General features: G+C 71.8%; 4 protein-coding genes. 1 reads left to right on the top strand and 3 read right to left on the bottom strand.

The genetic code is table 11. From position 1 onward, the window contains the following. Positions 1-963: lytic transglycosylase domain-containing protein (locus tag BFF76_RS29545; RefSeq protein ID WP_141695697.1), on the bottom strand; the 963-nt coding region annotated here is incomplete at its 3' end. Between the two features lie 183 nt (positions 964-1,146). On the opposite strand from BFF76_RS29545, the gene BFF76_RS29550 reads away from it, so the two are divergent. Then, entirely contained in the window at positions 1,147-2,022 is an 876-nt protein-coding gene (locus BFF76_RS29550; protein ID WP_065849453.1) for a DUF4184 family protein, read from the top strand. Positions 2,023-2,090: 68 nt separating this feature from the next. Here the strand turns inward: BFF76_RS29550 and BFF76_RS29555 are convergent, their stop codons facing one another. Next, positions 2,091-2,435 (bottom strand): hypothetical protein, encoded by a 345-nt coding sequence (locus BFF76_RS29555; RefSeq protein ID WP_158709617.1) that lies wholly within the window; start codon positions 2,433-2,435, stop codon positions 2,091-2,093. 45 nt (positions 2,436-2,480) lie between these two features. Further along, positions 2,481-5,192 (bottom strand): DNA polymerase I, encoded by a 2,712-nt coding sequence (gene polA, locus BFF76_RS29560; RefSeq protein WP_053929945.1) that lies wholly within the window; start codon positions 5,190-5,192, stop codon positions 2,481-2,483. Positions 5,193-5,286 lie beyond the last annotated feature (94 nt).

Consider the following 5,286-nt stretch of genomic DNA (forward strand, 5'->3'; position numbering starts at 1 on the left):
CCCGAAGCCCGGCGGCTTCGTCGCGGGCGGGGGCGTGGGGTCGGGCGCCGTGCCGCCGCCGCCGGGCTTCGGGGGCGTGGGCTCGGGGCTCGGCGTCGTACCACCGCCCGGGACGCTGGACCCGGGGGACGGGGAGGACGTGCTGGTGTCCGTGTCCGCGGGGAGGACACCCGTGCCGTCCGGGACCTCGTGGGTGCCGCGCTTGTAGTAGTCGAACCAGGAGCGCACCGTGCGCAGGTACTCCGTCGAGTGGTTGTAGCTCAGCACCGCCCGGTCGAGGTCTGCGGCGAGCGACAGGTCGCGGGGGCCGGCGCAGAGGTAGCGCCCGGCGGCCAGCGCCGCGTCGTAGATGTTGTTGGGGTCCTTGCGTCCGTCGCCGTTGGCGTCCTGGCCCCAGGTGGCCCAGGTGGACGGGATGAACTGCATCGGGCCGACCGCACGGTCGTGGGTCGAGTCCCCGTCGTACGCACCGCCGTCGGTGTCCTTGATGAGCGCGAACCCCTGGCCGTTGAGCGCCGGGCCGAGGATCGGGGAGAACGTGGTGCCGTCCGCGTCGACCTTGCCGCCGCGGGCCTGACCGGACTCGACCTTGCCGATCGCGGCGAGCAGCTGCCACGGCAGACGGCACGCGGCGTCGGTGCCCGCTATCTCCTGCTGGGCCTTCTTGTACGCGGCCAGCACCGAGGCGGGTATGCCCGCTTCGGCACTGCCGGTCGCCGGAACATCCGCGGACGTACCTGTCTCGCCGCCCGTGCTGAGCGGCGGAAGGTCGGTGTAGTAGGGCGAGTTGCCGGTGGCCGCGCTGCCGCCGGGCGGTGTCGCACCGGCCGCTGTCCGGTCATCCGCGCCGTCGGGCTGCGGTGCTGCGGGAGCCTGCGAGGCGGAGAGGGCCGCTACGGCAGCGGCGGCCACCGCGGTGGTGGTGGCCCCCCTGCGCAGTCTGCGGCCGAATTGCGCTGCCATACGTGTCGGTCCCTCCCCGTCGACGGCTGTCCGCGCTCCCGCGCGAGAACTCAGGCGACCCTACGACAACTCCCGCCGCCCGAACACTGGTCCCCGACCGGTTCTTACCGATTTCTCAGCTTCCGGCCGTCAAGTCACCCGGCGGCTCGGGGGGATGACGCGGGCTCACCCATACTTGCCGCCATGCCGTTCACACTCAGCCATGCCGCAGCCGTGCTGCCGGGAATCAGCAGGTCCGGTACGGGCCGTGGGCCTCTGGTGGCCTCCGCGCTCGTCGCCGGTTCGTTCGCTCCCGACATGACCTACTACGCGGACACCGTCATCCCGGGGGCCATGGAGTTCGGCGAGGTGACACACGCCGTGTGGGGGGTGTTCACCGTGGATGTCCTCGTCACCGGCGCCCTGGTGGCGCTGTGGCTGATGCTGCGAGAACCGCTCGTCGCACTGCTGCCCGGTGCGGTGCAGGGGCGCGTGTACGTCTTCGTGCGGGGGCGGCGCCGGGAGCCCGGAGGCCCTGCCCTCTCCGAGGCGGTGTGGTTCGTCGTGTCCGCCGTCATCGGCTCGGGGTCCCACGTCGTGTGGGACGCCTTCACGCATCACGACCGGTGGGGCACGGAGTTGGTCCCCGCCCTCGACGGGAGCGTCGGTGGCCATCCGGTGTTCCAGATCGTCCAGTACGGCAGTTCGGCCGTGGCGCTGGTGCTCCTGGCGTGGTTCACGTACACGGGTGTGCGGCGCACCGGGCCGGTCCCGGTGCCGGAGCCCGTGCCGGTGCTTGGCCGGGCCGAACACAGGTGGGCCGCCGCGCTCCTCGCCCTGTGTGTCCTGCTGGGCACCGTCCACCGCTGTGCCCGCTGGTACGCCTACCACGGGCGCGTCGAGACGCCCCTCGACATCATCCCGACCGCATGCTTCGGCGCCGGGGCGGGCCTGGCGGCCGGACTGGTGCTGTACGGGGCGTGGATGCGGCTGCTGCGGAAGCCTTCCGGGCCCCGGCCGCCGGACGCGCCCCGTGCCGGCGCCGCAAGGACCCGCCCGGGCGGGTCGGACGCGCGCTGAGGCGTCGCCGGCCGGCGACGCCCCGGCAGGGCGGGCGCGGGCGAGCGCCCGCCCCGGCCGGGGTCGCCTCAGGCCTTGGCTCCGGGCATGCCGCTGGGGACGACGATCGCAGCAACGTCGCCGGTCCTGGTACGGCCCAACCAGACGACCCCGCCCGACTGGGCCGTGAACATGACCAGATCGGCTTGTCGCGACTCGTCGCTGACACGCTCGCAGTCGCCGGACGGCTGTTCGGTGTCGCGTGGTGCGGGGAAGCCGTCCACGTACGCGCGAAACGGCGCGGACAGGGCCGGCCACGCACCTGCGTCGGCGAAGCAGCCGGCATCGGCGTCGGAGCCGAACCGTGGCGTGTCACCCGGCTGGGGCCGGTCGACGTCGTCGTCGACGCCCAGGCCCGTCTCCCACCCGGTCACAGGTTCGTCGCTGACGCGCAAGCGCGTCGCGGCACACTCCCCTCCCTAATGCGCGGCGGTCTCCCAGTCCGTACCGACACCGACCGAGACGTCCAGCGGGGCACGGAGCTCGACCGCCGTGGACATCTCGCGGCGCAGGATCTCCTCGACCTGCTCACGCTCGCCCTTCGCGATCTCCAGGACGATTTCGTCGTGGACCTGGAGCAGCATCCGTGACGTCAGCTTCGCCTCCGTCAGCGCCCGGTCCACATTCAGCATCGCGACCTTCACGATGTCGGCGGCCGTGCCCTGGATAGGGGCGTTCAGCGCCATGCGTTCGGCCGTCTCGCGCCGCTGACGGTTGTCACTGTTGAGGTCCGGGAGGTAGCGGCGCCGGCCGAAGACCGTCTCCGTGTACCCCGTGGACCTGGCTTCCTCCACGACCCGGTGCAGATAGTCGCGCACCCCGCCGAACCGCAGGAAGTAGGTGTCCATCAGCCCGCGCGCCTCACCGGCCTCGATGTTCAGCTGCTGGGAGAGGCCGAACGCGGAGAGCCCGTAGGCCAGGCCGTACGACATCGCCTTGATCTTGCGGCGCATCTCCGCGTCGACGGCCGGCTTCTCGACGCCGAACACCTGCGAGGCGACCGTGGTGTGCAGGTCCTCCCCGGAGGTGAACGCCTCGATCAGACCGGCGTCCTCGGAGAGGTGGGCCATCACCCGCAGCTCGATCTGGCTGTAGTCGGCGGTCATCAGCGTCTCGAAGCCCTCGCCGACGACGAAGCCCCGGCGGATCGCCCGCCCCTCGTCCGTACGGACGGGGATGTTCTGCAGGTTGGGTTCGGTCGAGGAGAGCCGGCCCGTCGCCGCGACCGTCTGGTTGAACGTGGTGTGGATACGGCCGTCCGCACCGATCGTCTTGATCAGGCCCTCGACCGTGACCCGCAGCTTCGCCTGCTCCCGGTGGCGCAGCATGATGACCGGCAGCTCGTGCTCGGTCTGCGCGGCCAGCCAGGCCAGCGCGTCCGCGTCGGTCGTGTAACCCGTCTTCGTCTTCTTCGTCTTCGGCAGGGCCAGCTCACCGAAGAGGACCTCCTGGAGCTGCTTCGGCGAGCCGAGGTTGAACTCGCGGCCCACCGCGGCGTGCGCCTCCTTCACCGCCTGCTGCACCGCACCGGCGAACTGCTGCTCCATGCCCTCCAGATGCGCCCGGTCCGCGGCGATGCCGTGCCGCTCCAGACGGGCCAGCATGATCGAGGTGGGCAGCTCCATGTCATGCAGCAGCCCGGTGGCACCGACCTCCTTCAGGCGCGTCGTGAACGCGTCCCCGAGGTCCAGCACCGCGCGGGCCTGCGCCATCAGGGCGTCGGCCTCCGCGCGGTCCTCCGCGCCGAACGCCAGCTGCCCGTCGGACGCGGGGGCCGGTGCCAGCTCCCGGCCGAGGTACTCCACGGCCAGGGCGTCCAGGGCGAACGAACGGCGGCCGGGCTTGACGAGGTAGGCGGCGAGCGCGGTGTCCATGGCGATGCCGTCCAGCCGCCAGCCCTGCTCGGGGAAGACCCGCAGGGCGTTCTTGGCGTTGTGCAGGACCTTGGGCTGCTCCGGGTCCGCGAGCCAGGTGGCGAGCGCCTGCTCGTCGGCCTCGTCGAGCTCGGCCGGGTCCAGCCAGGCGGCGGCCCCGTCGGCCGCGGCGAGCGCGACCTCCGTGACCGTGCCCGTGCCCAGGGACCAGGTGTCGACGGTCATCACACCGAGCGGCTGCCCGCCACGGGCCTCCAGCCACGGGGCGACCTCGCCCGCCCCCAGCACCGCACCGTCCAGCTCGACACCGGCGGCGGGCTCCGGCGGACCGGCCTCCTCCGCGCCCGGGTCGACGGCGAGGAGCCTCTCGCGCAGGCTCGGGTTACGGATCTCCAGGACGTCCAGCACACCGGTGACCGCCGTGCGGTCGTACGGAGCACGCTCCAGCTCGGCAGGGACCTTCGGCAGCTCCACGTCACGGACCATCTCGGTCAGCACACGGTTCATCTTCACCGCGTCGAGGTGGTCCCGGAAACTCTGCCCGGCCTTGCCCTTCACCTCTTCCGCCCGCTCGACCAGCTCCGCGAACGAACCGAACTGGTTGATCCACTTCGCCGCCGTCTTCTCACCCACACCGGGGATACCCGGAAGGTTGTCGGACGGGTCACCGCGCAGCGCCGCGAAGTCCGGATACTGGCCCGGCGTGAGCCCGTACTTCTCCTGGACCTTCTCCGGGGTGAAGCGCGTCAGCTCCGAGACGCCCTTCGTCGGATACAGCACCGTCACGTTGTCCGTGATCAGCTGGAACGAGTCCCGGTCACCCGTGACGATCAGCACCTCGAAGCCCGCCGCCTCGGCCTGCGTGGCCAGCGTCGCGATGACGTCGTCCGCCTCGAAACCGTCCACCGCGAACCGGTCCGCGTGCATCGCGTCCAGCAGCTCACCGATCAGCTCGACCTGCCCCTTGAACTCGTCGGGGGTCTTGGAGCGGTTCGCCTTGTACTCCGGGAACTCCTGCGCACGCCACGTCTTGCGGGACACGTCGAACGCGACCGCGAAATGCGTCGGCGCCTCGTCGCGCAGCGTGTTCGCCAGCATCGACATGAAGCCGTACACGGCATTCGTCGGCTGCCCCGTCGCCGTCGTGAAATTCTCCGCGGGCAGGGCGAAGAACGCCCGGTACGCCAGGGAGTGCCCGTCCATGAGGAGCAGGCGCGGTCGGTTGTCTGCCGTGTTCTTCGATGCCGTCTCAGCCACGCCCCCGATCCTGCCACGGACCACTGACAATCCGGACCGGCCGCCCCACGGCCCCGGACCCGGGCGCCCGGCCCCGGGGCCGTGGGGCGGCCGG

Source organism: Streptomyces mutomycini (assembly GCF_001700505.1).
Taxonomy (GTDB): domain Bacteria; phylum Actinomycetota; class Actinomycetes; order Streptomycetales; family Streptomycetaceae; genus Streptomyces; species Streptomyces mutomycini.

Bases quoted from the DNA above. Each gene is read 5' to 3' on its own strand.
- BFF76_RS29550 (WP_065849453.1), top strand. From the start codon at position 1,147: ATGCCGTTCACACTCAGCCATGCCGCAGCCGTGCTGCCGGGAATCAGC.